The organism is Actinomadura sp. J1-007, assembly GCF_009793335.1.
Taxonomy (GTDB): Bacteria; Actinomycetota; Actinomycetes; order Streptosporangiales; family Streptosporangiaceae; genus Spirillospora; species Spirillospora yumaensis.
This window is the reverse complement of sequence record NZ_WING01000001.1, coordinates 2,056,009-2,082,098: the sequence shown is the minus strand read 5'-3', so window position 1 is coordinate 2,082,098 and position 26,090 is coordinate 2,056,009. Positions and strand designations below refer to the sequence as shown.

Genomic DNA, 26,090 nt, shown 5'->3' with positions numbered 1-26,090 from the left:
CTGTATCCCCGTGAAGATGAGGCCCATGGCTGCCGACCGCCGCGCGAGCTGGCTCAAGGGCGTGCTCGACCTGCTCGTCCTCGCGAGCCTCACCGAGGGCGAGAGCTACGGCTACGAGATCGCCAAGACGCTGGCCGCGGCCGGACTCGGCCAGATCAAGGGCGGCACCCTCTACCCCGTCCTCAACCGGCTGGAGGAGGCCGGGCTGGTCGCCGCCGAGTTCCGCGTCGCCGACCGCGGGCCCGGCCGCCGCTACTACCACCTCACCGACGACGGCCGCGCCACCCTCGCCGAGCAGGGCGGGCTGTGGCTGGCGTTCGACGGGTCGGTCCGCGCCGTCCTCGCCAAGGGAGGGATCCGATGAGCGCGCCCTACTTCGAGGACCTCGCCGAACGGCTCCGCGCGGACGGCGTCCCCGCCGACGAGGTGGAGGGGACGATCGCCGACCTGGCCGCGTACGTCGCCGACGCGGGCGCCGATCCGGAGGAGGAGTTCGGGCCCGCGGCGGAGTTCGCCGGGAGCCTCACCGGCCGCGCGGCTCCCGACGGCGCCTCGGGCGACGCCTCCGACGGCGCCTCCGGCGGTCTCCGTCCGGCGCCCGACGCGGAGACCTGGCGCTGGACGGCCGACGCGTTCCAGGAACGGGCGCGCCTGAACGAGTTCGGCGACCAGGGCTGGGAGGTCGAGCGCGTCGACCACCTCGGCCGGTTCGTCAGCCACCGCGACCCGCACCACCCGCAGCGCTGGGAGTACCGGCGCGAGACCGTCCTCGGGGCCCGGCGCAGGACCGTGACCGAACGCCTCGCGCCCGACGGCTGGGAACCATGCGGCACCTGGATGTACTTCGAGTACTTCAAGCGTCCGAAAGCGGCCAGCGTCGGCCCGGACGCCGAACTCGCCGCGCCGCCCGCCGCCCCCGCGCGCCGCCGTTACTGGAGCCGTCGCTTCTACGCGTTCATGACGGCCTACTTCGGCGGCCTGGCGGTCATCGCCGTCCTGTGGCTCACGCTCGCCGACCGCGACTCGGTCAACGGCTTCGTCGTGGGACTTTTCGCCGGGGCGGCTCTGGCGGGCGTGGTGCTGGTCATGCAGCAACTCCTGAGCCGCCGCCGCGAACACTCGTCCTGACCGCGTCCCGCGCGATCCTGACCGCTTCCTGCGCGTCGCGCCGACGGGGCGCGATCCGTTCTGACCGGACTTGACTCGTACGCAACGGGGCGCGTTGCGATCCTCTAGATTCGTTCGCTGGACGGACGGGCGCCGGGCAGGGGAGACAGCGGATGCGCGGAATCGCACTGGTGGCCGCGGGCGCCTGCCTGGCGTACGCCCCGTTCCTCGCGTCTGCGCCCGTCTCCGGTGCTGAACGGGTCCGGAGCGCGGCCGCCGGGTGGGGCGCGGTCGCCGATCCGTCAGGCAAGCCGACGAAACCGAAGGCTTCGAAGAAGCCGAGCCCGCCCGCCCGTTCCACGTCGCCCTCCAAGGCCACTTCCGCTCCGCCGCCCCCTCCGCCCACACCCGAATGCAATCCGCAGCGCGGTTACCAGGGGCGGATGGGACGGTCCTGGGCGCGCGACCGGCTGGCGTACGACCGCGTGTGGAGGCTGACGCGCGGGCAGGGCGTGACCGCCGCCGTGGTCGACAGCGGGGCCGACACCGGCCACCCGATGCTGTCCGGCCGCGTGTCGGAGCGCGTCGACCTCACCGGCACCGGCGACCGCGACTGCCTCGGCCACGGCACCGCCGTCGCGTCCCTCATCGGCGGGCGCGACCTGACCGGCCGCGGCGTCCCCCTCAGCGGCGTCGCGCCCGAGGTGCGGCTCCTCGTCGTCAAGCAGCAGAACGCCGACGAGGACGAACGCGGCGGCGACCGGCTGCCCGGCGCGATCCGCCGCGCCGCCGACCGCGGCGCCAAGGTGATCAACGTGTCGATCCGCGCGCGGCCCTCGCCCGACCTCGAACGCGCCGTCCGCCACGCGCAGGACCGCGACGCCGTGGTCGTCGCCGCCGCGGGCAACGCCGAGAAGCGCGACGGCGACCCGGGCCCCGCGTACCCGGCGAGCTACCCGGGCGTCCTGTCGGTCGCCGCGCTCGGCCCCGACGGCGCCCGCGCCGAGACCTCCAGCCTCCAGTCGCGGGTCGATCTCGGCGCGCCCGGCAAGGACGTCCCGGCCGCCTGGACGGGATCGGGCTACAACCCGCAGGCGCAGGGCACGAGCTTCGCCGCCGCGTACGTCACCGGTGTCGCGGCGCTCGTCCGGTCGTACCACCCGGGCCTGCGGCAGGACCAGGTCGTACGGCGCGTCCTCGCGACGGCGGACGGCAGCGCCGGCGACGGAACGGGACGCGGCATGGTCAACCCCGTGCAGGCCGTCACCGCCGTCGTCCCGGGCGAGAACGGCGGGCCCGTCGCGCCCCGTCCCGCCCCGGCCCCCGCGACGTTCGCCGCGCCCGCCCCGGTGGACGGCCGCACCCGCGACGTCTCCGCCGCCGTGGCGGGCGGCGCGCTGGCCGCCGCCGCCCTCGCCGCGCTCACCGGCGTGATCGTTCCCCTGGGGCGGCGGCGCGGCTGGCGCCCCGGCCGCGTCGACCTCTCGTCCCGTCCCGCCGAGGACGACCCGGTCGCCGAGCCCCCGACCCAGGGGACGATCGGCGCGCCGCGTTCCTGACCCCCGGTCGCGGGCGGCCGACGCGGGCGGCCGTGCCAGCGGGGACGACCTGCTCTCCGGCCGGTTGACCTCAACCAAACTTCAGATTTTACGGTGCTCCCACCAGCGATCACTCGACGAGCGATCACTCGAAGGAGGCACCGCACATGACGACCCAGCAGCTCTCCGACGCCGAACTCGCGGCGCAGCCGGCCGCCTACTGGACCGGAGCGGCGTACGAGGCGCTCATCGCGTTCATCCGGGCCCGGCACGCCGAGCTGGGGTTCACCCAGCCGCAGTTCTGGCTGCTCCGCAACCTGTCGAAGAACGACATCTCACCCGACGGCCAAGGCATGACCGTCCCCGAACTTCAGCGGGCCATGAGCTCGTACCTCCGGCCCGAGGACGACCTGGAGGCCGAGGCGAAGGTCCTGCTGGAGCGCGGCTGGCTCACCCGCGACGGCGACGGACGGCTCTGGATCACCGAGGCGGGGGAGGAGGCTCGCCTCGACATCAAGCAGCACGCCCCCGCGATCCGCGAACGCATCCACCACGGCATCGACGACGCCGACTACGTCACCACCCTGAAAGTGCTCCAGCAGATGATGCGGAACACCGGCAGCGACCTGGTCTAGGGCCGTTCGCCCCGCGCCACGCAGCCGAACGTCCAGACGTCCAGACGTCCAGACGCTCAGGCGTTCAGGCGTTCAGGCGGGCGGTCTGGACGAGGCGGGCGCCGGTGCGGCGGTCGGTGAGCGTCCCGCGGCCGGGCGGGAGCGGCGCGGGACGGACCTCGCCGAACAGGGGCCCCTCCTCGCGGCTGCCGGACATGATGAGCGCGGGCGCGGCCATGTCCTTGAGCCGCTGGATGACCGGGTCGTACAGGGCGCGGCCCATCCCGCCCATGGTCCGCGCCAGCACGAGGTGGACGCCGATGTCGCGGGCCTGGGGGAGCAGGTCCAGAAGCGGCAGCAGCGGGTTGGCCGCCGTCGCGACCAGGTCGTAGTCGTCCACGAAGACGAACACGTCCGAGCCCTTCCACCACGAGCGCGCGCGGAGCTGCTCGGCGGTGAGGTCGGCGGGCGGGAGCCGGTCGTTCAGCGCGTCCACCAGGTCGTCGACGAGCTCGGCGGCGGCCGCGGGGGACGCGGCGTACCCGATGCGGTGCTCGGTGTCGGCGGTGTCGAGCAGCGCCCGCCGGTAGTCGATGAAGATCAGCTTGGCCTCGGCCGGCGTGTGCCCGGCGACGACGCCCTCGGCGAGCAGGCGCAGGAGGTTCGACTTGCCGCACTCGGTGTCGCCAACGACCGCGAAGTGCGGATCGGCGGCGAAGTCCAGCGTGACGGCCGCGAGGCTGTTCTCGTCGATTCCGATGGGCACGCGCCACTTCTCCGACGGGACGTCCGCCAGCTCGGACGCCGCAAGCAGATCGGGCAGCAGCCGCACCGCGGGCGCACGCGGGCCCTGCCACGCGCCCGCGACCGCCTCGACCATCTTCGCGACGCCGTCGCCGAGGTCGTCGGTGGTGCCGCGCCCGTCGAGGCGGGGCAGCGCCGCGAGGAAGTGCATCTTGTCGCGGGTCAGGCCGCGGCCGGGACGCCCGTCGGGGATGTTCTCCGCGAGCCGCCGGTCGATCTCCGACTCGTACGCGTCGCCGAGCCGCAGTTCGAGGCGCGTCCCGAACACGTCCCGGATGCCCATCCGGAACTCCGACCACTTGCCCGCCGTCGCCACGACGTGCACGCCGAACCCGAGCCCCCGCGCCGCCAGGTCGGTGACCACGTCCTCCAGCGCCTCGTACTCCTGGCGCAGCGTCATCCAGCCGTCCACCACGAGGAACACGTCCCCGAACCCGTCGCCGTCCAGCTCCCCCGCGGCGCGCAGGCGCCGGTAGGTCGCGATGGAGTCGATGCCGAGCTCGTTGAAGTCGCGCTCGCGCCGTTCGAGCAGGGTGGAGACCTCCGCGACGGTACGGCGCACGCGGTCGGCGTTCAGCCGGTTGGTCACCCCGCCGACGTGCGGCAGCCCCGCGAGCGCGCCGAGCGTCCCGCCGCCGAAGTCCAGGCAGTAGAACTGCACCTGCTCGGGCGTGTGCAGCAGCGACAGCGAGGCGATCAGCGACCGCAGGATCGTCGACTTGCCGGTCTGCGGCGCGCCCGCGATGCCCACGTGCCCCGCCGCCGCCGACAGATCCACCCAGAACGGGTCGCGGCGCTGCTCGTACGGCCGGTCCACGACCCCGACCACGGCGGCGAGCCGTTCGCGCCCCTCCCATCCGGCGGTCGTCAGGCCGTGCTCGGGGGTGACCGACAGCGGCGGCAGGAGCTGATCGACCGCCGGAGGAACGTCCAGCGGCGGCAGCCAGATCCGGTGTGCGGCGGGCCCCTGCCCCGCGAGCTGCCCGATGACGGCGCGGAACAGCGATTCCTCGGATTCCTGCTCTGAGGGCCGTTGGGCGCGCTGTTCGTCGGGAGCGGTCGGCGGCGGGATGAACGCCGTGCTGTACGGCAGGATCTGGCGACGTACCGTCCGCCCGCCTTGATACACCCGCGCCCGTTCCTCCTCGCCGACGGGACCCGAAACGTACGCGGCCTTGAACCGCACCATGTCGCTGACATCCACCTTCAGATAGCCGTTCCCCGGCTGCGGCGGCAGTTCGTACGCGTCGGGCACGCCCAGCACGACCCGCGACTCCATCGCCGAGAACGTCCGCAGGCCGATCCGGTACGAAAGATGGGAATCGAGCCCGCGCAGCTTGCCCTCCTCAAGCCGTTGCGACGCGAGCAGCAGATGCACCCCGAGGGAACGTCCGAGCCGTCCGATCATCACGAACAGGTCGGCGAACTCCGGCTTGGCCGACAGCAGCTCGGAGAACTCGTCCAGAACGACGAACAGCGTCGGCATCGGAGCGAGCCGCGCACCCCCCTCGCGCGCCTTCTCGTAGTCGCGCAACGACGCGTAATTGCCCGCCGAGCGCAGCAGTTCCTGACGCCGCACCATCTCGCCGTTGAGCGCGTCGTACATGCGGTCGACAAGGGGAAGCTCCTCCTCCAGGTTGGTGATGACCGCGGAGACGTGCTGGAGCTCTTCCAGCCCGAGAAACGTGGCGCCGCCCTTGAAGTCGACCAGCACGAAGTTGAGCGTCTCGGACGAATGCGTGATGGCGAGCGCGAGCACGAGCGTCCGCAGCAGCTCCGACTTACCGGACCCCGTCGCGCCGATCAGCAGCCCGTGCGGGCCCATCCCGCCCTGCGCCGACTCCTTGATGTCGAGCTCGATGGGCCGCCCTTCGGAATCCACCCCGATCGGCACCCGCAAACGGTTCCGCGGCGCCCTCGGCTGCCACGAGCTCCGCAGGTCGATCCCGTACGCACCGCGCAATCCGAGCAACGAGGTCAGCGTCAGATTGGACGCCAGGGCGTTCTGCTCCGGCTCGTCCGCCGCGCCCGCCCGCAATGGCGCGAGCCGCAACGCCAGCGCCTCCGCCTGAACGGTCGTGAAATCGTCCGCCCGCCCCAGCAGGCTCGAAACGTCCTTGCCGGTATGGTCCCGTTCCAGCATCTCAACGCCGTCGGGCGTCACGTGCAGGCGCAGCATCGTCGCGTCCGACGTCGGGGCGACGGAACCGCTCAAGTCGAGGACGCAGACCCCCTTGATGCCGTCCGCCCCGATCTGAGAGTCCGCCACCTCGCCGCCGTCCACGATCACCACCTGGAACGGCAGCTCGTCACTCCCGACGCCCGGCGAGAACCGCCGCCGGTCCTTGATCTCGTCCTCAAGCAGCGACTCCAGATCGGCCAGCGAATGACCGAACAGCCGGATCGGCCCCGCGGCGTCATGCCGGCTCCCGTGCAGGCAATGCGGCAGCCATTTGGCCCATTCCCAATCCCGCCTCCGTTCCGCCGAGGCGCAGATCGTCACCCGTACGTCATCGGGCGTGTGAAAGGCGACGAGCTGCGCCACCATCGCCCGCACCATCGACCGGACCGTCTCCGGATCCCCCGTCGGAACGATCCGCGCGAACGCCGGAAGCGACACGGCCACCGGCAGATCCGGAACGGTCGCGTGCGCCCTCAGAAAGCGCCGCAACGCCCCGCGCACATCGGCTCCAGATCCTCGATCGGCTTCGTCTCCGGCGTCACCAGTTCCAGCGCGAGCCGCTGCCGTCCCCGTCCGAGCCGTACCTGCCCGAAATCCTCGTCCGCCGGACGCCGTTCCCACAGCCGATGCGACATCACCAGCGACCACAGCGTCCGCGGATTGGGCCCGCTCCACTCCAGCGCCTCCCGCTGCTGCGCCGCCGCCTTGCGCACGCGCGCGCGGATCTGGTCGAGATACCGGTAGTAGTCCCGGCGCGCGCCGTTCAACCGCTGCTTGCGCTCGCCCGCGCCCTGCCCCATGTGCCCGAAGCCCATGCCGACCATCGACAGCACGAACAGCCCGCTCGCCACCCACATGATCGGGTTGCCGCCCCCGGCCCCGCCCGCGCCGCCCATGAACATCAGCCCCATGGCCCCGCCGCTCGCGGCCATCGGCACGTACATCAGCGCGTTCGCGAACCCCTGCGAGACCGTCTCGGGGATCTCCGGCGGCGGCTCCAGCACGATCTCGCCCTCAGGCAGCCCCGGAGGCGGCCGCCGCTCCGGCCGCCGCACGAGAACGATCCCCACAGCCCCGCTCCCTTCCCCGCGGCGCCGCCACCGCACAGCGATCTTGACCCTCGGTGCCGATCACCCTGACAGCCGTCAATGCCGGGCCATCCTAGTGATCCGAACGCGAACGCAAATGTCATTGTTTTCACCGGCCGCCTTCTTCAAGGACCGGTGGCGCGAAACGGTCCTGACTGGTAGTGAATGTGCGGTCATCTCGTCCGTTGACCGGAGGCCGTGTGAACACGACGACTGGGCCCGACCTGTGCCGCGTGGTGATCGTCGCCCCGCACCGCCGCCTGGACCTGTCACTTCCGGCGGATATTCCGCTGGCGCACATGCTGCCCACGTTGTTGCAGGTCGCGGGCCAGAATCTGGCCGATGCCGGACTCCGCCATTCCGGATGGGTCCTGCAACGCCTGGACGAGGGCCCGCTGGACGAGTCGCAAACGCTCTCCGCCCTCGGAATCCGCGACGGCGAACTCCTCTTCTTCCGCCCCGACCTGGCACAACTCCCCGAAGTCACGTTCGACGACGTCGCCGACGTGGTGGCGACCGGCATCAACGAGCACTCCGACCGCTGGCGCCCCGAGACGACCCGCCGCTTCGGCCTCCTCGGCGCCGCCGCCGTCCTCACCGCGGGCGCGGTCGGCATGGCCCTGACAGGCCCCCCATGGGGCCTCCTCAGCATCGCCGCGGCCGTCGTAGCCACGCTCCTCCTCGTCGCCGGAGCCGTCCTCTCACGCGCCCTGGGCGACGCCGGCGCGGGCGCGGTCCTGGGCTACAGCGCCCTCCCGTACGCGTTCCTCGCGGGCCTCCTGGCCCCGGCCCGCCCCGTACCGCTCCTCTCCCTGGGCGCCCCCCACCTCGCCGCCGCGCTGGCCGCCGTGACCCTGGCATCGGTCATCGCGGCCTTCGCCATCACCGAGGGCCTCCCGACGTTCCTGGGCGCCGCGTTCACCGCCCTCCTAGGCGTCGTCGCAACGGCCCTCGTGGAGGGCTTCGACCTAGACCCGCAAGGAACAGCGGCCGCAGCCTCGGCCCTCTGCCTAGCCCTGACGGCCCTCATCCCGTCCCTCGCCTTCCGCCTGGCCCGCCTCCCCCTGCCGCCCGTCCCAGAGAACGCCGAAGAACTCCGCAGCAGCCAAACGTTCGACGGCCCCACCCTCCTGCGCCGCACACGCGAAGCCGACCGCTTCGCAACGGGCCTCGTAGCCGCGGTGGCCCTAGTGAGCCTCGGCGCTCAAATCGCCCTCATAACCACCAACGGCTGGCTCCCCACCACCATGAGCCTCTGCATCTCGCTCGTCCTGCTCCTGCGCGCGAGAGTCTTCCTGCGCCGTCCCCAACGCCTCTGGATGCTGGGCGCGGGCCTCACGGGCCTCGCCGCCCTGGCGCTCCACACCGCAACGACCGCAACCCCCGCCTCAACGGTCCTGACCGTCCTCGTCCCCACCCTGCTGACGGTGACGGCCATGCTCGTCATGGCCCTACGCCTCCCCACCCACAAACCGTCACCGTTCTGGGGCCGCGCAGGCGACATCGTCGACCTCACCCTGATCATCGCCCTCTTCCCCCTGGCGATGGGCCTCCTGAACCTCTACACCTGGCTCCGCGGGCTGGCCGGCTGATGCAAACGCGCAAGGACCTCTACCAGGCCCACCGCCTGATGACCCAACGCGTCGCCCTGGCCCTCCTCCAAGGCAAACCCGGCGCCGCCGAATCCCCCTCCGCCGCACAGGCGTCGGCGCCCTCTGCGGCGTCATGGTCGTCGTCCTCGTAGCCGCCGGATTCGGCATCTCCGGCCTCCTCTTCAAAGGCGGCGCCCGCAACCTCGAAAAACCCGGAACCCTCCTCATCGAGAAAGAATCCGGCGCCACCTACGCCTACAGCCAGGGCAAACTCATCCCGTTCCTCAACTACGCCTCAGCCCGCCTGGCCATGTCCGGAACCACCATCCAACGCAAACTGGTCTCCTCAAAATCCCTGTCCAAATACCCCCGAGGCCCCCTAACCGGCATCCAAAACGCCCCCGAGTCCCTCCCGCAGACCACCGCCAAGCCCCCGTGGTCCCTCTGCACCCGCAACCACACCGTCTCCCTGACCGCGACCCGTTCCGTAGGCGGCACCCCCCTGACAGACGCCCAAGCCGTTCTCGTCCAAGCAGGCCCGCAAGTCTGGCTCGTCTGGCGCGACACCCGAATGCGCATAACACTGAGGGCGGCCCGAGCCCTGACGGCCGACTCGCCGACCCCGGTAGACGAACGCTGGCTGAACGGCCTACCGGAGGGCCCCAACTTCCAAGCACCCTCCATCCCCTCCTGGGGAAGACCGACCAAAGGCCCCAGCGGCTCGCCCACCCCCGTGGGGCAACTCTTCAATGTCCCCGCCATAGCCGGAACCCCCGAACGCTGGTACGTCCAACTGCCGGACGGCCTATCCGCCATCTCCAAGACCCAGGCCCGCCTCCTCCTGGACAACACCGGCCCGGGCAAGGACAGCCCCGGACAACCTGTGCCCATAACTCCCGCACAAGCGGCTGGCAACGCGTCCCGCACGAACCTCCACAGCCGGGATCTCCCAGAGGACCCGCCTACAACCGTTCCTTACGCCGCATCCACACCTTTGTGTGCCGTCTATCGCGCAACGGACAAGTTCTCCACCGAGGCCCGCTTCACCCTGGGCGGCACACTTCCAGCAGCGTCTTCAGACCGGATCACCCTGCCAGGCGGCGGCACGTTCGCAGGCACTCTCTCCGTACCCGGCCAACGACCCCAAACCTTCTCCCTCCTCACCGACCAGGGAATCCGCTACCCGATCCCCACCCCCGAAGACGTCACAAAACTCGGCTACTCCGCGTCCCGCGCGGCCCCCGTACCCGCAAGCCTCTTCCAACTCTTCAAAGAAGGCCCAGCACTAACAGCCCCCGCAGCCCGCACCCCCCTGCCCACCAAATAGCGCCCCACAGCGGCACGATCCGGCCACGAACGGCACTCGACAGGCATGACAGGCATTCGAATGCGATGCCGGAGGAATCTTTCAGTTGTGACACCAGCCCTGCCCTAGGCCGGGTGGTGGCTGACGGTACCGGCGGCCTGATCGATCTCGCACTTGGACTCAGCAGGCTTGTGCATACCGACTCGAACGCGGTGAGAGACCGCATCCTGACCGCACTGACGCTGGTCCACCTGCGCCAGAGCGACACCTTCGCCGAGCTCGGGGCCGGGGTCGAGATATCGACGAGCACGCCTGGCGGTATGTCCAGGAGGCGGTGGCGCTGCTGTCGGCGTGGCCGCCGAAGCTGACGGCGGCGCCGCGCAGGGTCAAAGAGGACGGGCTGCACCTGCTGGTGCTGGACGGCACGCTCATCGCATGCGACCGTGCGCGGGCCGACCGGCCGCACTGCCCGGCCGAACCGCTGCCACGGAATGAACATGCAGGTCATCGCCGGACCCGACGCGCCAACGCCCAGCTCAAGAACTTCCGAATCGTCCGCAAGCTCCGCTGAAGCCCCAGCAAGCCAGCCACCCCGTCAAGGCCATCGCCGTCCACAGAACTACCAAGTCACCCGAGGAGGAAAAAGGATCACTGAAGCGCTCCGCGCCGACTTCCTAGCAACCGAGCTCGACCACCTCAGCGACATGACCAAGCACGGTCTCAAAGTGATCCAGCACCACCCCGACGCCATCAACGGCTGCCTGAGTCCGCAGGCCGCATTCTGACCACCACACCCGCCATCACCAATTGACCCCGATTGGGCCACTTGGACGACATGGCAGTTCGTATGGGTCCAACTGTTCCGTCGTAGTAGACGCGTTCCAGCTCATGCGCCTTGGATGATGCTGTGGCACAACCGTCGCCTGCGGTGGTCCGGTACCGGCCACATGGTCCGACCGAATACCAAGCTGTTGGCCGTCCATGCTGGTCACGGGCCGTCAAAGGCGCCGGAAACGTCCTTGGCCCGGGCCGTTGTCGCCAAGACAAGTAGACAGGCTATCTAGGCTTTCTCTACGCTTTACCTTGCTCAGAGTCACGGGGTCTGTCGCCGTACCGGGGCCACAGGGAAATGACTGGTATGCGCGGGGGCGCGTCGTGATGCCGCAGGTATCGACGTGCAAGGAGGCTGGGATGTCCCAGCAGTCATCGGTCAACCGGCAACACATGCAGGTGGCCGCCGGAAACGTCCAGGACGCACACGGCCAGATCAGCGGGGTCAAGAACCAGCTCAACGGCCACCACGCCCAGTTGCAGGCCGCGTGGAAGGGCGAGTCCGCCGCCGCGTTCACGCAGGTCTACAACCTGTTCGAGAACGAGTTCGCCAAGGTTCTTCGGGACCTCAACGAGATTCACGAGAAGCTCGTCCACACCCGCGTGAAGTACCAGGCCGCCGAGGAGCAGAAGACCGGCCGCGTCAACCAGCTCAAGGGCTCCATCAACGGCTGACCTGCTCGTCCGACGATTCTGAGGGGTAGACCATGGGCACCGACTACACGTTCGTGAACTTCGCCGGCATGACCACGGGGCAGGCCGACTTCATCGCCGCCCTCAAGAAGTACGAGGCGATCCTGCAGGACCTGGACCGTCAGGTCCGCACCCACCTGGCCGAATGGGACGGCGACGCCCGAGGCGCGTACGAGACGAAGCTCCGCGAGTGGAAGATGGCCTCCCAGCGCATGGCCAACGCCGTCCAGGGCATGGGCCGCGCCATCGGTGACTCCCACGACATCCACCTGGGCGCCGAGAAGGCCAACACCGCGATGTGGGCCTGACCGGCCGACCGTACGGGGAGAAAGAACCATGGCGCCGCAGGACCAACCGGCCGACCCGGCACAGCAGCTCCCACCGGGCCTCCTGCCCCGGGCCTGTTCCAACAGTCCCCGATCGACCCCTCGAACCCGTCCACGTGGCCTGTCCCCGGGCCGCCCCGCAAGAGCGCCGCGGGAACGAGTCCGGTAGAGGTCCATCGGGAACAGCTTCTGCATGTAGCCGCCCAAATGCGCAGTGACCTGGCCAAGCTCAACTCTGCCTTGGCCGTGCTCCAGCGCAACGCCGGCCAGGTCGGCACCTGGGATGTCGGGCAGCAAGTAGGGCCGAAGGTCGATTCGGCGCACCAGAACATGGTTTCTGCCATCAACGCCTACTGCCGTGCATACGAAGCGATGGTCAGCCGCGTGGAGCAATCCGCGCGGAACTACGGTGCGGCCGAATCGGCGGCCAAAGCCGCCTCAGAAGGAGCTGGCCGCCAAGCAGGGCCGCCCACGGGGGTGACGCCATGGCGCACCCGTTGAAGCCGGTTACCCAGTCATCGAGGAACGAGGCGTGATGGGCCCGAAAGTAGAGGAGCACGGCGTTCGCACCGGGACCCTAGGGCAAGGCAACCCGGCGCAGTACAACTACGACGCGATCGCCAACTTTCTTCACGGCGCGAACGCGGATACGCTCGAGGGTCTCGAATGGGCGTACAACGTGGTCGGCCGGGCTTTCCGGGAAGCGGGGAATGGCCTGGACGAGCACGTCAGGCGCTTGAAAAGCGTCTGGCAGGGCGATGCTCAGGAACTCGGGATCGGCCATGTGAAACAACTCGGCAAAGCAGCGAACGTGCTCGCCGCGGCAAGCCGACAGTTTCAGTCGGCCATGTCCCAGGCACATGCGACCATCAAGCAGGCCCAAGCCGGACTGCCAGAGAAGAAGGCGCCGAGCGATCCTGCGGGAGCACTGCTGAGCACCGCCCCGGCACCTGGCCCTCCCAGTACGAACCTCACTCCGTTCGCAGATGACAAGCGTGCCCAGGAGCACCTCGCACGAACCAACGCCGGACTCGCTGAGGCTTACGCCAAGATTCCAGAATCAGTCACTCTTGGTCGGGTGGACTACGGCGGCCCTGTAGGAGCAACGCCCGAAGCTGGCGGTGGAGGGGGTGGCGAGGCCACATCAAACGGGTCTGGCGCGTCCCCTGCGGGCGGTGCGGGTGGCTCTTATGCGCCCGGGGATGCAGGAGACTCACCACACTTTTCCGGAGGCGGAGGCGGAGGCGGTTATCCCGGGGGTATGCCCGGACACTCGGGAGGGCACGGAGCTCTCCCTGGCGGCGCCCACGGGCCCTCCCACCTTGAGGGAGTGGGCCCGAGCATCCCACATGGCCCCGGGACCAGTCCGCTGCCTCCAGGGGGCGGCGGAGGGACCCCAGGCCCTGGCAACGGCGGTTTGGGCGCCCTGCCCCGTCCCCGGGCGGAGGCTCCCCTTATCGACCGCTGGCTCCGCCTTCGGCTGAAGGGGGAGCGAAGCGGCCGGGGCCACTGCCCAAACCGGTGCCTCCAGGAGCTGGGGGGCCGATGACCCCACCCATCGGTGGCGGCACAGGCATTCGTCCAGGGCAGGCGCTCGGGCCTGGCGGAGGTAGACCGGGAGTGATTGGCGGAAACCCGACACAGCCGCCTTTGCAGAGCGGACGGAGCCCGGCCCAAGGCGCGGTGCTCAGGAACGGAACTCTCGTGCCATCAAATTCGGACTCCGCCGGCCACGTTGGCAGAAACGCTGCGGGCGGCCCGACTCAAGCGGTCGGAGGATCCCCGGGAGCAACGGCGGGGAGGAACCGTGAGCATGAACGGGAACGTCAGTCCTGGCTCAGTGATGAAGAAAGTCTCTGGAACGAGGACGACGATGTCGCGCCGAGAGTGATCGGAGAGGGCAACTGAAATCCTCGCTGCTAAAGGCAGCCTATACGACCTGCGGAGCCAGCCGTTGAAGTTCGGTCGACAGGTCATGGGCATCCTCGGTTGCGCACTGGTCCTGCTTACCCACGGAACCACCGCTATGGCCGTTCCATCTCCACGGCCAGAAGAATGGTGGTTCGACGCCTGGGAAATCGAGGACAAGGTCTGGCCTTTGACGCGCGGCACCGGCGTCATCGTGGCTCTCGTAGACACTGGCGTCCAAGCGGATCTGCCCGACCTGCGAGGGGTCGTCATGAAGGGGAAACTGCGAGAAGGAGAGGATGGGCGCAGAGACCTTGATCGCGTTAAAAACGGCCACGGAACGGCGATGGCTGCGCTTATCGCAGGGCAGGGCCGTGAAACGGGCATGATGGGCGTTGCTCCTGAGGCGCGAATCCTCCCGCTCCTGCAGAACGACAACCTCGCACTGTCGATCAAATATGCGGTAGATCACGGTGCCAGTGTGATCAATTTTTCGTTGGGCGGCGACAGCGTTCGCTGTCCGGATGACCTACAGGAAGCGATCCGGTACGCGGCGGATCACAATGCTGTCGTCGTGGCATCGGCCGGTAACGAAGGCGCATCGAAAGAGAACCTCAACTATCCCGCAAACTGTTTGGGTGTGGTCACCGTGGGCGGTGTCGACGCCAATCTAAAGATGTGGCGGAAGAGCGTACCGGCGAACACGTTGGCGCTCGCGGCGCCGAGCGTCGCAGTGGGATCGATCAACAAGCATGGCCTGTTCGGATGGAATAACAACGGCACGAGCCAGGCAGCTGCACTGACGTCGGGCGTTGTCGCCCTGCTTCGTGCGCGTTTCCCTCAGATGTCGGCTCGCGAACTGGTGCAACGAATGCTGGCCACCGCGAAGGATGTTGATCCGCCTGGGCGCGACAAGCTCTCAGGTTTCGGCGCTCTCATTCCGTACCTCGCTCTCACGGCGAACGTGCCCCGCGACTCTCCAAACCCTGTCTACGCTGGCCTGAGTGTGAACCCGCCTTCGGGTAAGAGCGGCTCGGCGCAGTCCGAAGCAGATCCCGCCCCTCGGAGTGCGAGCAACACAGGCAAGAAGAGCAGTGCCCCCTGGTTCTTCGGTGTGGGAGTGCTGATAGCGGCGGGTCTCGTAGCCGTGACTGTGGTCCTCATTCTGAGGCGCCGTGCGAAGCGCGTTTACAGAGTTTAGTATTGACAATGATCGACAGTGGTTTGCCAGCACGCCGAAAAGAAGTGATGAACGGTCGGCGACATGTCCGGTGAAGGCGGGTTCTTCATGAGAGAGACTGGGCGATGGGATCGCTATACCAACCCTTGGGCGGGAGCCGTCGTCCTGCTCTTCATCGCCTGCTTTATTAATGTCTGCTCGGTCCTATTGGAGTCGTTCGGACTCACCGACACGTCCACCACTGAGGTCAGCTCCCAGGCTGTGATCTCTTTCACCGTAGCATTCTTCGTTCAGTTTGCAGCGGTTCTGTTTGTCATCAAGTACTACCGAACGGGCGACGAGGGGGAACGTGCAAGACGGGTCGGACTTTTACTCTCGGTCGCCACCTGTGCCCTGCTCACCCTTGGTTTGGTGACAAAAGGGTACTGATGCCGGGAACGAATAGCGGACAAGGGAAGTAGTGAAAATGGTCCTCCGGGTGAATCCTTCAAAGATCGAGGAATTTGGAAAACTTATCCACCGGGCAGAGGACGACGTCCAGAGCATCAATTCGTATCTCCTTTCGAATGATAACGTGCACTGGTACGACCACGGGCTTATCACCAAGTTCGCCTGGAGTCATAAAGTGGTCGTCGAGACGGTGGGGAACACGTTGTTCATGTACATCAGTTCGCTTGACCAGTCCGCCGTCGGTCTCAGGAAAACGGCAACCTACTACCGCAAGGCCGAACGAGACGCGGCAGCTCGCGTCGATGCCCTCCAGCCCGTTGTGAAGCGGCCTGCCCCGCACTTCAAGGACTGAAGTTTCCGAGAGTGAAAGAAAGGCATGCGATGACGGCTCGGCAAGGTGATGATCCGCAGAAGTACTTGGTCAAACCGAAGTCCTTTCAGGGAACGGGTGACATACTCAACAACCCGTACGCCAATCCCGCATCCATCTTCGATGCAATGAGCCCTTCCTGGTGGATCAACGAGATTTTCAAGATCTACTGTGGCAAGGACATCGTCGGTGCCTGTGCTGAGTTCTTCGCCGGAGACTGGGACAAGATCCACAAGTACGGGGAGGCTTTGACCAACGCTGGCGACGCGGCGCTGGCTGTGGGCATGAATATCGCGTGGGGAAACAGCCAACTTGATCCGACCTGGAGTGGCAATGCGGCAGATGCTGCTTCCACTTACTTCTACAAGGTCTCGCAGGCGCACAGCGAGTTGAAGAATGTGCTTGTCAAGATCGGTGAACAGTACAAGAAGGCCGCCGAATCGACGTGGCGGGCAGCCGACGTCGTCGCTGGCCTCATCCGTATGGCCATCGACCGCTTCATCTGGGCGGCGGCCATAGCAGGGGCCGGTTCATTGATCTCCGGCGGTACCGCGACTGCGGCGGGTGCCGGCGTCGCGGCGCTGGTGATAAAACAGGGCATTGAAAAATGGGAGAAGGCCAGCGCGGTCATGACGACGACGGCTACCGCGATGAACGGTATAACTGCGGAGATTCAGGGGTTGACCGGAGACGCTGGCGACTTGAAACGTCTACCCATGCCACAGCAGGGATACAAGCATTTCAGTTTGAAATAAACAGTCGAGTCGGAGGGAAGGGCATGTTCGCCGGGCTTGGAGCATCCGATTCAGAGGACATGTCAGAACAGGAGGTCCTTGAAGTCATCGGTAAGCTTGACCACGCCAAGAATGGAGTTCTTGGTGAAATGGTCCAAGATCTATTGGGTGGCAAAATCACGCTACGGCAGATAGGTGAATCTGAAGTGTACCGGGAGGCGCTCATGCCCGGTATCGAAAAATTCATGAGCTGGCACGCGAATCTCGCTGACCAGGAGATGGGTGAAGCCCTGAGCCAAGGGCAGAGATTCATAGACGAAACGCGACGCGAGTCCTCGTAGGCGGCGGCTCGGTGCGGCGCAGCACTGTAGGCGAAACAGTGACGCCCGCGACCGCACCCGCGCGTGCGAACTTGTTAGTGTCCGCCGCCACCGGTGCGCCGCGGCGAAGGGGCATCAGCGACTGCGCACCGATTTCGATCTAAGCGGGGCCCGTATTTCCAAACAGTCCGCTGCTGATCTTGCCGTGTTGTCGTTGCTAGTCGTGGTCTGCTCACTGTGAGGATCGGACTTTTATCTTGAGTGGTGGGTATGTGTCAGGTGGTGCGGAGGTGGTGGAGGAGGGTTTGGTGGCGTTTCCAGTATTCGGGGGATTCGCCGTCGCCTAGGTGGAACCAGGTGACGGGGGCGTGGTCGGGGCCGAGGCGTTGGCGGGTGAAGCCGGGAGGGCCGTCGTACGAGCCGGCGGCGGCCATGCCGATGGGAGCGGACGCGCCGGTCCAGCGGGGTTCGGAGGTGAGGTCCGCCGGGCCGGGGCTGAGTTGGGCCAGAAGGGCTGTGACCGGATGCTCGGTGGTGAGCATGTCCGTTAGCCATGGGATGTGGGAGACGGGCGGTGGATCGTCCGGGGTGTAGCCGACGGTGAGCACCGTGACTTCGGCGATGCCCTTCGCGGGCGGAGCGAGGGGGAAGAATTCGAGGGTCGCTATTGCGGGACGTTCGCCGGCGCCTATGGCGATGAGTCTTTCGAGGCCGTGCCGTTGGATTTTGTTGTGGACGAACGATGTGAGTGTGCGGGGGTCCCAGGGGTGTTCCAGCGGTTCGGAGGGGCCCCAGCCGATGAGGGTTCGGCCGGTTAGAAGATGCAAGAGTTCTGCTGCCTGTCTTCCGAGGACGGCATCAGGGGTGTGGCGGGCCTGGAAGGTCATCGAGAGATGGACCCCCGCGGGCGCGCGGGGGCGGGCTACGAAACCTGGGGCGTAGTCGGTGGCGTCGGGTACCAGGCTGAAAGCGCCGCCGTCCCAGCGCATCGGGCGTCCCGACGTGCCTTCGTAGTAGTCCTCGTCGTCAGCGACGATCCAATGCGCGCGGGTCCCGTTCGCCGCGGCGCGGACTGGTTGGGTCACCCGGCTGCCTGGGGGTGTCACGATCTGGAGGGCGCGGCCGGACCGTTCGCATTCGGCGAGCATTTCGACCAGGTCGGCGCTGAGCGAAACGACCGGCCGTTCCAGCAGAACGACCATGGCGCGGTCGGTCAGAGCATCCGCTCCGCCGGCAGTGGGAACGTTTCCGTGCCCGTACGGCATTGTTCGTGGCCCCACTTCCTCGTGTTAGCGGTTGGTTCTCAGGAACTGCTGGCGCTCCAGACCGTGCCGCCGTGACAGTCCGCTAGGCGTTCGGCGCAGCGGCTCGCGACGAGGCGCGCGTGGGGCGGGTCTGCGGCCGCGCGGATTTCGACCCACCACGCCGGAGCTGGGACGTCTGTGTCGAGCAGGCGTTCCGTCTCGCCGGGAACGGATACGAGCATGGGCTCTCGGATTCGTACGAGTAGATGGTCGGCTGTGTCGAAGACGTAGAGGCCGACCATCTTGAGCTCCTCGCCGATGAACTCGGGGAGGACGGTGAGGTCAGGGCGTTCCGGGGTGAGAACGATGAGTTCACGGCTCATACGGCCCCTCCCGACAGGGAACGGACGAAGGCTTCGGCCGCGATGTGCGTTGCGGCGTCGCGTGCCGGCGTACCGAGGCGTTCGGGAGCGATCGCTATGCCAGCGGCGAGATGGCGGTCGTACGGAATGGTAATCACCGGTAGGCCGCCGCTTCCTAGCATCTGGCGGGCGCGATCTACATCGGCGTCCGGGTTGGGTGTGTGCGTGACGAGCGCGATGACGGTCCGCGTAAGGAGTGGCCGGTAGCCGTTCCGGGCGAACCACTCCAGCGCGGCGCGCGCGCTCAGGGCGCCGTCTCCGGTGCCGGGCACGACGAAGACCTGCGCATGGGCGCCAGCGATGATGCTTTGTGTCAGTCCTGAAACCAGGCCCGCGCCGCAGTCGATGACGGATGCGGAGAAGTAGCGGCTGAGTTTCCCAGCGCCTGCGCGGAAAATCTCGTGGTCGAGTTCGTCGCCCACGACGCCCTGGGGAGTGGCTGGGAGGACCCACAGGTTCTCGGGCGTATGGGCGAGGTACGCGGCGGTCTCGTCCCATGTGCGGGGGCGTGCCGTTGCCAACTCGCGTAGCGAACGGGCACCGCCGACACCGAGCCGCAGGGAAAGTGAGCCCAGACCGGGGTCGGCGTCTATCGCGACGACACGGTCTTCGCGATGTGCGCGGATGACGCCTGCGATCAGGGCTGCGATGGTCGACTTGCCTGCGCCGCCCCGAATGCTGGTGACGGCGATCCGACGGCAGGACGGGACAGGCGCGCCGAGCTGCGCCGTGATGTGGACGAGGTTGCGTGTCTGGCCGGCCGCGGAGGCGCCGATGCCCTTGCGCACCCCCCGCCCGAGCCTGCGCAGCATCGGGTCGCCGTGAGGATTGCGCCGGACGAGGTCTTCGGTGGGATACGGCGTGGCCTGCGTTCGGACGGGTGGGGCCGTTGGCCTCGGCTGCGGAACGGGCCGTTGGAGTTGAGATTCTTGCTGTGCCGATGCGTCGTGTGCGCTGTTCGGTGCGCTCGGCCACTCGACCTCACCCCAGGCCTTGCCGGAAGGTGAGTTGGGTGGGGAAACCTGCGGCGGATGCTCCGTCGCCGTTGGGGGCGAGGGCGGGGTTTCCTCGGATGGGCTCCGCTCATGGTGGGTTGCCGAGACGGGAGCCTGCACGGATTCGCGCTCCGTGGGCGTGAGGGCGGGTGTGGGCCGGTACTGCGGTGGTGCGGGCTCGTCCGGCGGAGTTTCTGGGGTGGGTGGACCATTGGGGCGCTGGGGCGGCAAAGGCGGGGATATCGCAGTAGGCGCTGTGTGTGGGCTTGTAGAGGTAGAGGGCATTTCGGGCTGGACAGGGGTTGGTCCGGGCGGCGCGGGAGGTGTTTCTGGTGCATTGGCGTTCGGCGAGGGCGGAAAGATCTGCGTGGCCACGCGCACATTGTCTGGACGCATGATTTCGGGATCCGCTGTGTCCGCCGCTCGGGGTGGTGCCTTGGCGGGAGGTGTAGCTCTGGACGTGGTTTCCACTGTGCCCAAGGGCTGAGGCTTGGCAACGGACGTGGTTTCCGCTGGGAAATGTGATTCGGCGCCGGAGACGGGGCTGGCCTCCGCTTTTGTGGCCTGCGGAGTCTCTGCCGGGGAAAGGCCGTCATCGGCGGGCGGGGGCGTGCGCGCGGGCGCGGGGGAGGCGGAGGGCGCTGCTGCGGGTGTGGGGGATGGGGGGACTAGGCCGGTGGAGGAGGTGCCTAGGTCGGTGAGCACCTTGTGTTGCCAGTCCCGGACGGACACCGATCCCCTTTCACAGCCGATTCGGCCGGACGTCGCGGTGGGTCGGGAACGAGTCTAGACAACGGTGGTGGGCCGTTCGGGCGAGTTATCCACAGGCGCGGTCAGGAGTTGTTCGGGGCGGCGTAGAGCGTGAGGGTGGTGGGGGTCAGGGCATCGAGGGCGAAGCCGGTCCGCCAGATCTTGAGGAGGGGTGTGTACGGGTTTGCAAGATCGGCGAACGAGAGGCCGGGAAGCGGGGAGGGGCGGGCCGATGCGGCGGCGGCCTCCCAGGCGGAGTGGAGGCGGGCTTGGTAGTGGATGTCGATGTACGGCTGGGGCTTGGCGCCGTACGGGGTGGCGAGGTCGATGGTCGGGTCGGCCAGGTCCCACTGGTTGAGGAGGAGGTCCGAGACCTGGGACGTGATGGAGCGTGGGACGCCTTCCAGGGACGGTTCGAAGGCGTTGACGGGGGAGGTGGGGACGCGCCAGATGAGGCGGTCCGGGATGGGAAGGCCCCACGGGGTCAGGCGGAAGGCGAGGTCCCAGGCGTGCGCTTCGGCTTCGGGGGCGGACGGCGCGGTGGTGATGGCGCTGAGGTGGGCGGGGGACGGGTCGGGAGAGGGCCGGGAGCCGGGGCCGTTGCCGGTGGCGCGGCAATCCGAGCAGGTCCAGGCGTTGTCCTCCCACTCGTCCGGGTCGCCGCTGTAGCCGCCGACGCGGCCGGAGCCCTTGCAGCGGGGGCAGGGGGTGGCGTGGAGGAACGAGCGGCGCGGGTCGGGCGGGAGCGGCACGGGCTCCGTACGGGACGGGTGCAGGACCGAGCGGAGAGAGCCGTAGTCGAACGTCATAGGTAGAGGCCGTACCCAGCGGGCGTGGCAGAGGGTTCGGGGAGGTCGGACGCGCGGAGGGTGATGATCTCGGAGTCGCTCGCGGACGGCGTGAGGCGCTGGGCCTGGGTGGCGATCGCGGTGTCCAGGAGGTTGCGCATGTGGCGGCCGTTGCCGGCGCGGCCGTCGGCGGGTGCGTGGCCGGAGCCGTTCGAGCCGTTGGTCGCCATGAGGTGGCGGCGGAGGGCGGCGGGGACGTCCGGGGCGAGGGTGAGCCCGTCGGCGGCGGCGAGGTGCTCGAAGATCTGGATGAGTTCGGAGGTGCTGTAGTCGGGGAACCGCAGGCGTTTGGCGAAGCGGGATTCCAGTCCGGGGTCGGAGGCGAGGAAGGCCGACATCTCCCGTTCGTAGCCGGCGGCGATGACCACCAGGTCGCCGCGGTACTCCTCCATGAGCTTGACGAGGGTGGCGACCGCTTCGCGGCCGTAGTCGTCGCCGGTCAAGGCGTACGCCTCGTCGATGAACAGGACGCCGCCGAGGGCCTGTTCGACGGCGGCGCGCACCTTGGGCGCGGTCTGCCCGAGGTAGGGGGCGATGAGGTCGCCGCGGTGGGCCTCGACGAGGTGGCCCGAGGAGAGGAGGCCGAGCTGGGCGTAGAGGGCGGCGACGAGGCGGGCGACGGTGGTCTTCGCGGTGCCCGGGTTGCCGGTGAACAGCAGGTGGCGGCTCGGGGTGCGGGCGGGCTGTCCGGCGGCGCGGCGGAGTTCGGCGGCGCGGGCCTCGGCCACGAGGCGGTGCACCTCGCGTTTGACGTCGCGCAGGCCGATGAGGGCGTCGAGCGCGGTGAGGGGGTCGGTGGCGGGCACCGTGCGGGTGACGCCGCTGAGCGAGTCGGGGACGTCCTCGGTGAGGAGGGCGGCGAGCTGCTGGGGGGTGGTGCGTTTCTTGGCCGTGATGCGGCGGGCCTGGAGGGCGGTGGCGCGTTCGCACAGGTTCCGCATGAGGCGGGCGTTGCCGAACGAGCGTCCGCGGGGCGCTCGGGCGAGGAGGCCGGCGACCTTGTCGAGCGCGGCGGGTTCGGGGGTGAGGCCGGCCGCGGCGGCCTGGCCCGCGAAGATCTCGACCAGCTCGGCGTCGGTGAAGTCGGGGAAGCGGACGGTGGTGGGGAAACGTGAGGCGAGACCCGGATCGGAGGCGATGAAGCGGTGCATCTCCCGTTCGTAGCCCGCGACGATGACCACGAGGTCGTCGCGGTGGTCCTCCATCATCTTGACCAGCTCGGCGATCGCCTCGGGGCCGTAGTCGTCCCCGAGCGTCGACTGGGTCAGGGCGTACGCCTCGTCGATGAACAGGACGCCGCCGAGCGCGCGCTGCACGACCGCGCGGGTCTTGACGGACGTCTCGCCGAGGTACTGGCCGACGAGCTGCGCGCGCGACGCCTCCACCAGGTGCCCCGAAGACAGCACGCCGAGGTCCTTGTAGACGCGGGCGAGGAGGCGCGCGACCTCGGTCTTGCCGGTGCCCGGGTTGCCCGTGAAGACCATGTGGCGGGCGGGGGCGGCGGTCACGGGCCGTCCGGCGGCGCGGCGCAGACCGGCGGCCTTCGTCCCCGCGACGACGAGTTCGATCTCGCGCTTGACGCTGCGCAGCCCGGTGAGCGCGGCGAGGTCAGCCATCGGGTCGCCCGCGCTGCCTCCAGGGTCGAACGAGGCCGGTACGTCAGCGCGTTTGACGACGAGTTCGGCGCCCGGCTCGGCGCGTTCGCGCACCGCGTCGACGACGACGTCGGCGAGGCGTTGCGCGAGCCGGGCGTTGCGCAGGTTCCGGACGGGCGGGGTCCGCACGAGCAGCGACCCGGCGGCGGCCAGGGCGCGCTTGTGGGCGCGGGCCCCGCGCGCGTGGAGGGCGCGGTCGAACAGTTCGGCGTAGCCGTCGGCCGTGAACGGGTGGGTCCGCACGACCTGGAAGCGGAGCGCGAGGCCCGGGTTGACCTCGCGGATGCGCGCGTCGCCGCCGGGTTCGCACAGCGCGACGACGTGCAGGTCCTCGTGGACGTCGAGGGCGCGGTGCAGTTCCTCGACGATGGCCTCGCCGCTGCGCGGGTCCCGCGACATGTCGTCCAGCCCGTCGATGACCATCAGCCGGGCCCCGGCCGACTCGCGGGCGTCGTTGTAGAGGTGCGTGGTCGCGGCCGCCACCTCCTTGCCCGCGAAGAAGTCGTCCGCCAGCCACAGGGGCGGCGCGGTGATCAGCCGGTCCTGGAGGAGCCGGGCGACCTCCTGCGCCGCGTCCCGCTTGCCGGTGCCGTCCGGGCCGACCAGCAGCAGCCGTACGGGCTTCGTGCTCGCGGCGATCCCCTCCAGAGCCGCCACCACGTCCGGCTGCCCGATCAGGCCGGAACCCGCCTCGGGCGCGCGGTTGCGACGCGTTCCCGGGCGCGGTGCCTTGCCCACATCGGCCGCGAGCGGGTTGGCGACGTGGCGGCGCGGTCCGCACAGCCGTCGCACGTCCGCCTGGAACTCGCCGACCGGAATCCACTCCGGGTCGGGGATACGCGCGTCGGCGGGCAGTCCCTGCGCTGCTCCCGTGAACCGCATCGCCATATCGAGCCACGCACGGCACGCGTCTGCGGCACCGGCCCCGAGCGCCCGTGCGAGCCACGCCCGCGTCGCCGAATACCAGGCGTGCGCATCGAATCCCTCGCGCGCCGTGGCGAACCGTTCCAGAAGCTCCCCGTAGCGGTCCTCGTCCAGAGCGGCCGACAGTTCGGCGGGCACCTGGTTGAGGCCGCCTTGGAGGAGGAGGTGGATGAGCAGTTCCAGCACGGGTTCGTCATGGGGGGCGACATCCCGCAGATGTTCGTGGACGGGGAGCAGCCCGGCGCACACCCATTCCAGGTAGCCGATCGGGCCCGCCAGTTCCGGCAGCACCGCGAGGACGTCGTCCGCGGCGTGGGCCATCCACAGGTCGCGGTCCTCCTGATCCGCGCGCACCCGGATGTCGGGCGGCGGATCGTCGTACAGCCGGATCAACGCCTGCCGCCGGGGCTCCAGCGGTTCCAGCCCTTCCAGGACGTCGAGCGACTCGCGCCCCAACGTGATCGCGAGATCCTTGTCGGGAATGTCCTCCAGCCATTCCAGCGGCCGGAAGTTGCCCGCGGTGACGCCCCAGTCGATCGGCCCGCGCAGCAACTCGCGCGGCTCGCGGTGGTAATGGCCGAAGATCTGGTACTGCAACCGCGAATGCGTACCCGCGTTGACCGCCGCGCCGCCGCAGAGGAAATCGACGGTCAGCAGCAGATCGGCCACGACCAGCGGTGCCGGCGGCGTGAGCAACGAATGTTCGTCGCTCGTCAGCCCCGTGAACCGCGGATCCGACACGAGCTTGTCGAGCCGCGCCCGCATCTCGTCGAACAACCCGTCCGGCACCCGCCACGGCCCGGCCGCGTACAGGTCGAACACCGGCTCATCCGTGACCAGCAGTTCCAGATGTTCCGGCAGGCGCACCGCGATCCCCTCGTAACCCCATCAATCACCGCTCAACCAGCCCGGAACAGCCTAGAGCGTCACCCCAGCGCCCGACCCCCATAAATCCCGCCCACCTCCTCGACCGTCTCCCCCAGCCACCCCAACCCAGCCCCCCAGCCACCCCACCCACCCGAACCGCCTCCCCCCGCCCCGAGCTGCCGTCCAGGCGTCCGAGCTGACGTCCAGGCGTTCGAACCGACCTCCAGGCGCCCGAGCTGAGCTCAGCCCGCCCCGCCCATCCCCGTTCTGCCGCCCCCTTCCTAGCCCTCGCTGTTCCGAGCTCCCCACCGTTTCTAGCCACTCGCCGTTCCTAGTCACCCTGCCGTCCCCAGCGGCCCCAGTCCGCCCCCGGTCTTCCGTGCTGAGCTGAGTCGCCCGTCCGTCCCCGTCGATCCCGCCGGTGCGCAGTCCCCCGTGCCGGGCCGCCCCCTGTCCCCGGCCACCCTGCCGTGCCCAGCTGCCCCATCCCGCCCCAGTCCTCCGGGCTGAGCTGAGTCGCCTGTGCATCCCCGTCGACCCCGCCTCGTTCCCAGCCGCCTGCTGTCTTGCGCCGTCCGAGCTGAGCTGAGTCGTCCCGCCCCTCTCCGCCCATCCCGCCCCGTTCCCAGCCGTCCTGCCGTCCCCCGCCGTCTGGGCTGAGCTGAGCCGCCCGTGCATCCTCCTCGATCGCGCTTCGCTTCCCGTCTCCCCTACCGCCCTCCGCCGTCCGAGTTGAGCTGAGTCGCTCCGCCCGTTCCCAGTCGGCGCTGGCCCACGCAAGCCTGCGCTGACCCGCATGGGGCCGCGCCAGTCTGCGCTGATCCGCGCTGGTCTTCGCGTTGCTGGCCGTTCTCGGCAGTGGTGTGGCCATCACGGAACCTGTGCGAACGCGCCACCGCCCTCCAGGCCCGCCACATCACCGCCAAGAAACGCACCACCCCCCAGCAGTTCGCCGCCCTCCTCACCGAGGACGTCCCCGACTCGCTCAGCGGCGTCACCCGCACGGTGCCCGCCGTCGACCCCCTCACTTCACCGCGACGACGGTGTGCTACCGGTCGATGTTGCCTAGCTGCTGACCAGGCGGTTCGGGGATGACCTGTCTCTGCAAAATCAACGCCGCTCGTCGGTGCGACATGCGCGGTGCGTCGTGAGGGGGTGCGGAAGGCGTGGTGCGTGTGCGGGCTGCGTGGCGCGGAGGGCGTGGTGCGGACGGTGCGGGGTGCGGAGGGCGTGATGCCGAGGGTGTGGTGCATGGTGCGGGGGTGTGGAGGGTGCGATGCGAAGGGGGCGGTGCATGGTGCGTCGTGCGAGATGCGCCGGGCGCGACGCGTGGTGCGTCATG

General features: G+C 68.9%; 22 protein-coding genes and 1 pseudogene. 15 read left to right on the top strand and 8 right to left on the bottom strand.

Annotation, left to right across the window (positions count from 1 at the left end; translation table 11 throughout):
- The first annotated feature begins 25 nt into the window (after positions 1-25).
- The 4 genes from GEV43_RS09435 to GEV43_RS09420 all read left to right on the top strand — a co-directional run bounded on the left by GEV43_RS09435 (position 26) and on the right by GEV43_RS09420 (position 3,280).
- Positions 26-364: a PadR family transcriptional regulator gene (locus GEV43_RS09435; RefSeq protein ID WP_160820361.1), complete on the top strand. Its 339-nt coding sequence runs from the start codon at positions 26-28 to the stop codon at positions 362-364.
- The gene (locus GEV43_RS09430) at positions 361-1,128 is read left to right on the top strand and encodes a hypothetical protein (protein WP_160820360.1); all 768 of its coding nucleotides are present in this window, start codon (positions 361-363) and stop codon (positions 1,126-1,128) included. Before GEV43_RS09435 ends, GEV43_RS09430 begins: the two co-directional genes overlap by 4 nt.
- Positions 1,129-1,550: 422 nt before the next feature.
- On the top strand, positions 1,551-2,666 hold the full coding sequence (locus tag GEV43_RS09425; protein ID WP_160820359.1) for a S8 family serine peptidase: 1,116 nt from the start codon (positions 1,551-1,553) through the stop codon (positions 2,664-2,666).
- A 146-nt stretch (positions 2,667-2,812) separates the two neighbouring features.
- Positions 2,813-3,280 carry a MarR family winged helix-turn-helix transcriptional regulator gene (locus GEV43_RS09420; RefSeq protein ID WP_160820358.1) on the top strand — a complete coding sequence of 156 codons (468 nt, stop codon included), beginning with the start codon at positions 2,813-2,815 and terminating at the stop codon, positions 3,278-3,280.
- Positions 3,281-3,344: 64 nt separating this feature from the next.
- Here GEV43_RS09420 and eccCb read toward each other — a convergent pair whose 3' ends face one another.
- Together eccCb and GEV43_RS49805 are read right to left on the bottom strand one after the other, a co-directional pair.
- Positions 3,345-6,683 (bottom strand): type VII secretion protein EccCb, encoded by a 3,339-nt coding sequence (eccCb, locus tag GEV43_RS09415; RefSeq protein ID WP_309240008.1) that lies wholly within the window; start codon positions 6,681-6,683, stop codon positions 3,345-3,347.
- 35 nt (positions 6,684-6,718) lie between these two features.
- Complete coding sequence (locus GEV43_RS49805; RefSeq protein WP_241682839.1) at positions 6,719-7,315, bottom strand: hypothetical protein; 597 nt, start codon at positions 7,313-7,315, stop codon at positions 6,719-6,721.
- Positions 7,316-7,533: 218 nt separating this feature from the next.
- Between GEV43_RS49805 and eccD the strand changes: the two genes are divergently transcribed.
- The 6 genes and pseudogenes from eccD to GEV43_RS09385 all read left to right on the top strand — a co-directional run bounded on the left by eccD (position 7,534) and on the right by GEV43_RS09385 (position 12,582).
- The gene (gene eccD, locus GEV43_RS09410) at positions 7,534-8,925 is read left to right on the top strand and encodes a type VII secretion integral membrane protein EccD (RefSeq protein ID WP_160820357.1); all 1,392 of its coding nucleotides are present in this window, start codon (positions 7,534-7,536) and stop codon (positions 8,923-8,925) included.
- 85 nt (positions 8,926-9,010) lie between these two features.
- Positions 9,011-10,252: pseudogene (gene eccB / locus GEV43_RS09405) on the top strand (type VII secretion protein EccB); the annotation flags it as partial.
- A 313-nt stretch (positions 10,253-10,565) separates the two neighbouring features.
- On the top strand, positions 10,566-10,802 hold the full coding sequence (locus GEV43_RS09400; RefSeq protein WP_160820356.1) for a hypothetical protein: 237 nt from the start codon (positions 10,566-10,568) through the stop codon (positions 10,800-10,802).
- Positions 10,803-11,422: 620 nt separating this feature from the next.
- Entirely contained in the window at positions 11,423-11,737 is a 315-nt protein-coding gene (locus GEV43_RS09395) for a WXG100 family type VII secretion target (RefSeq protein WP_160820355.1), read from the top strand.
- Between the two features lie 32 nt (positions 11,738-11,769).
- The gene (locus GEV43_RS09390) at positions 11,770-12,063 is read left to right on the top strand and encodes a WXG100 family type VII secretion target (protein WP_160820354.1); all 294 of its coding nucleotides are present in this window, start codon (positions 11,770-11,772) and stop codon (positions 12,061-12,063) included.
- A gap of 225 nt (positions 12,064-12,288) precedes the next feature.
- Positions 12,289-12,582 (top strand): hypothetical protein, encoded by a 294-nt coding sequence (locus GEV43_RS09385; protein ID WP_160820353.1) that lies wholly within the window; start codon positions 12,289-12,291, stop codon positions 12,580-12,582.
- 76 nt (positions 12,583-12,658) lie between these two features.
- Here GEV43_RS09385 and GEV43_RS09380 read toward each other — a convergent pair whose 3' ends face one another.
- Positions 12,659-12,865 (bottom strand): hypothetical protein, encoded by a 207-nt coding sequence (locus GEV43_RS09380; RefSeq protein ID WP_206681106.1) that lies wholly within the window; start codon positions 12,863-12,865, stop codon positions 12,659-12,661.
- Positions 12,866-14,056: 1,191 nt separating this feature from the next.
- Between GEV43_RS09380 and GEV43_RS09375 the strand changes: the two genes are divergently transcribed.
- From GEV43_RS09375 to GEV43_RS09355, 5 genes are all read left to right on the top strand, one after another.
- Complete coding sequence (locus GEV43_RS09375) at positions 14,057-15,190, top strand: S8 family serine peptidase (protein WP_160820351.1); 1,134 nt, start codon at positions 14,057-14,059, stop codon at positions 15,188-15,190.
- A gap of 63 nt (positions 15,191-15,253) precedes the next feature.
- Positions 15,254-15,598, top strand: coding sequence for a hypothetical protein (locus tag GEV43_RS09370; RefSeq protein WP_160820350.1), 345 nt, complete (start codon positions 15,254-15,256; stop codon positions 15,596-15,598).
- Positions 15,599-15,635: 37 nt separating this feature from the next.
- Positions 15,636-15,971 (top strand): hypothetical protein, encoded by a 336-nt coding sequence (locus GEV43_RS09365; RefSeq protein ID WP_160820349.1) that lies wholly within the window; start codon positions 15,636-15,638, stop codon positions 15,969-15,971.
- 11 nt (positions 15,972-15,982) lie between these two features.
- On the top strand, positions 15,983-16,744 hold the full coding sequence (locus tag GEV43_RS09360) for a hypothetical protein (protein ID WP_160820348.1): 762 nt from the start codon (positions 15,983-15,985) through the stop codon (positions 16,742-16,744).
- Positions 16,745-16,767: 23 nt separating this feature from the next.
- Entirely contained in the window at positions 16,768-17,064 is a 297-nt protein-coding gene (locus GEV43_RS09355; RefSeq protein WP_160820347.1) for a hypothetical protein, read from the top strand.
- A 254-nt stretch (positions 17,065-17,318) separates the two neighbouring features.
- Here GEV43_RS09355 and GEV43_RS09350 read toward each other — a convergent pair whose 3' ends face one another.
- From GEV43_RS09350 to GEV43_RS09330, 5 genes are all read right to left on the bottom strand, one after another.
- A complete protein-coding gene (locus GEV43_RS09350) occupies positions 17,319-18,308 on the bottom strand; it encodes a DUF6177 family protein (RefSeq protein WP_160820346.1) in 990 nt (329 codons plus the stop codon).
- A gap of 38 nt (positions 18,309-18,346) precedes the next feature.
- Positions 18,347-18,670 (bottom strand): hypothetical protein, encoded by a 324-nt coding sequence (locus tag GEV43_RS09345; RefSeq protein ID WP_160820345.1) that lies wholly within the window; start codon positions 18,668-18,670, stop codon positions 18,347-18,349.
- On the bottom strand, positions 18,667-19,521 hold the full coding sequence (locus GEV43_RS09340) for a MinD/ParA family protein (protein WP_160820344.1): 855 nt from the start codon (positions 19,519-19,521) through the stop codon (positions 18,667-18,669). Before GEV43_RS09340 ends, GEV43_RS09345 begins: the two co-directional genes overlap by 4 nt.
- 1,016 nt (positions 19,522-20,537) lie before the next feature.
- The gene (locus tag GEV43_RS09335) at positions 20,538-21,263 is read right to left on the bottom strand and encodes a hypothetical protein (protein WP_160820343.1); all 726 of its coding nucleotides are present in this window, start codon (positions 21,261-21,263) and stop codon (positions 20,538-20,540) included.
- Positions 21,260-24,748 carry an AAA family ATPase gene (locus GEV43_RS09330; RefSeq protein ID WP_160820342.1) on the bottom strand — a complete coding sequence of 1,163 codons (3,489 nt, stop codon included), beginning with the start codon at positions 24,746-24,748 and terminating at the stop codon, positions 21,260-21,262. Before GEV43_RS09330 ends, GEV43_RS09335 begins: the two co-directional genes overlap by 4 nt.
- Positions 24,749-26,090: the final 1,342 nt, after the last annotated feature.

What these genes read in the sequence shown, in the direction of transcription:
- GEV43_RS09365 (WP_160820349.1), top strand. Translation starts at nt 15,636, where the DNA reads ATGGTCCTCCGGGTGAATCCTTCAAAGATCGAGGAATTTGGAAAACTT.
- GEV43_RS09420 (WP_160820358.1), top strand. Translation starts at nt 2,813, where the DNA reads ATGACGACCCAGCAGCTCTCCGACGCCGAACTCGCGGCGCAGCCGGCC.
- GEV43_RS09355 (WP_160820347.1), top strand. Translation starts at nt 16,768, where the DNA reads ATGTTCGCCGGGCTTGGAGCATCCGATTCAGAGGACATGTCAGAACAG.
- GEV43_RS09340 (WP_160820344.1), bottom strand. Translation starts at nt 19,521, where the DNA reads ATGCTGCGCAGGCTCGGGCGGGGGGTGCGCAAGGGCATCGGCGCCTCC.
- GEV43_RS09425 (WP_160820359.1), top strand. Translation starts at nt 1,551, where the DNA reads ATGGGACGGTCCTGGGCGCGCGACCGGCTGGCGTACGACCGCGTGTGG.
- GEV43_RS09430 (WP_160820360.1), top strand. Translation starts at nt 361, where the DNA reads ATGAGCGCGCCCTACTTCGAGGACCTCGCCGAACGGCTCCGCGCGGAC.
- GEV43_RS09375 (WP_160820351.1), top strand. Translation starts at nt 14,057, where the DNA reads ATGGGCATCCTCGGTTGCGCACTGGTCCTGCTTACCCACGGAACCACC.
- GEV43_RS09380 (WP_206681106.1), bottom strand. Translation starts at nt 12,865, where the DNA reads ATGGCCGATCCCGAGTTCCTGAGCATCGCCCTGCCAGACGCTTTTCAA.
- GEV43_RS09385 (WP_160820353.1), top strand. Translation starts at nt 12,289, where the DNA reads ATGCGCAGTGACCTGGCCAAGCTCAACTCTGCCTTGGCCGTGCTCCAG.
- GEV43_RS09335 (WP_160820343.1), bottom strand. Translation starts at nt 21,263, where the DNA reads ATGACGTTCGACTACGGCTCTCTCCGCTCGGTCCTGCACCCGTCCCGT.
- GEV43_RS09395 (WP_160820355.1), top strand. Translation starts at nt 11,423, where the DNA reads ATGTCCCAGCAGTCATCGGTCAACCGGCAACACATGCAGGTGGCCGCC.
- GEV43_RS09370 (WP_160820350.1), top strand. Translation starts at nt 15,254, where the DNA reads ATGTCCGGTGAAGGCGGGTTCTTCATGAGAGAGACTGGGCGATGGGAT.
- GEV43_RS09345 (WP_160820345.1), bottom strand. Translation starts at nt 18,670, where the DNA reads ATGAGCCGTGAACTCATCGTTCTCACCCCGGAACGCCCTGACCTCACC.
- GEV43_RS09435 (WP_160820361.1), top strand. Translation starts at nt 26, where the DNA reads ATGGCTGCCGACCGCCGCGCGAGCTGGCTCAAGGGCGTGCTCGACCTG.
- GEV43_RS09390 (WP_160820354.1), top strand. Translation starts at nt 11,770, where the DNA reads ATGGGCACCGACTACACGTTCGTGAACTTCGCCGGCATGACCACGGGG.
- GEV43_RS09350 (WP_160820346.1), bottom strand. Translation starts at nt 18,308, where the DNA reads ATGCCGTACGGGCACGGAAACGTTCCCACTGCCGGCGGAGCGGATGCT.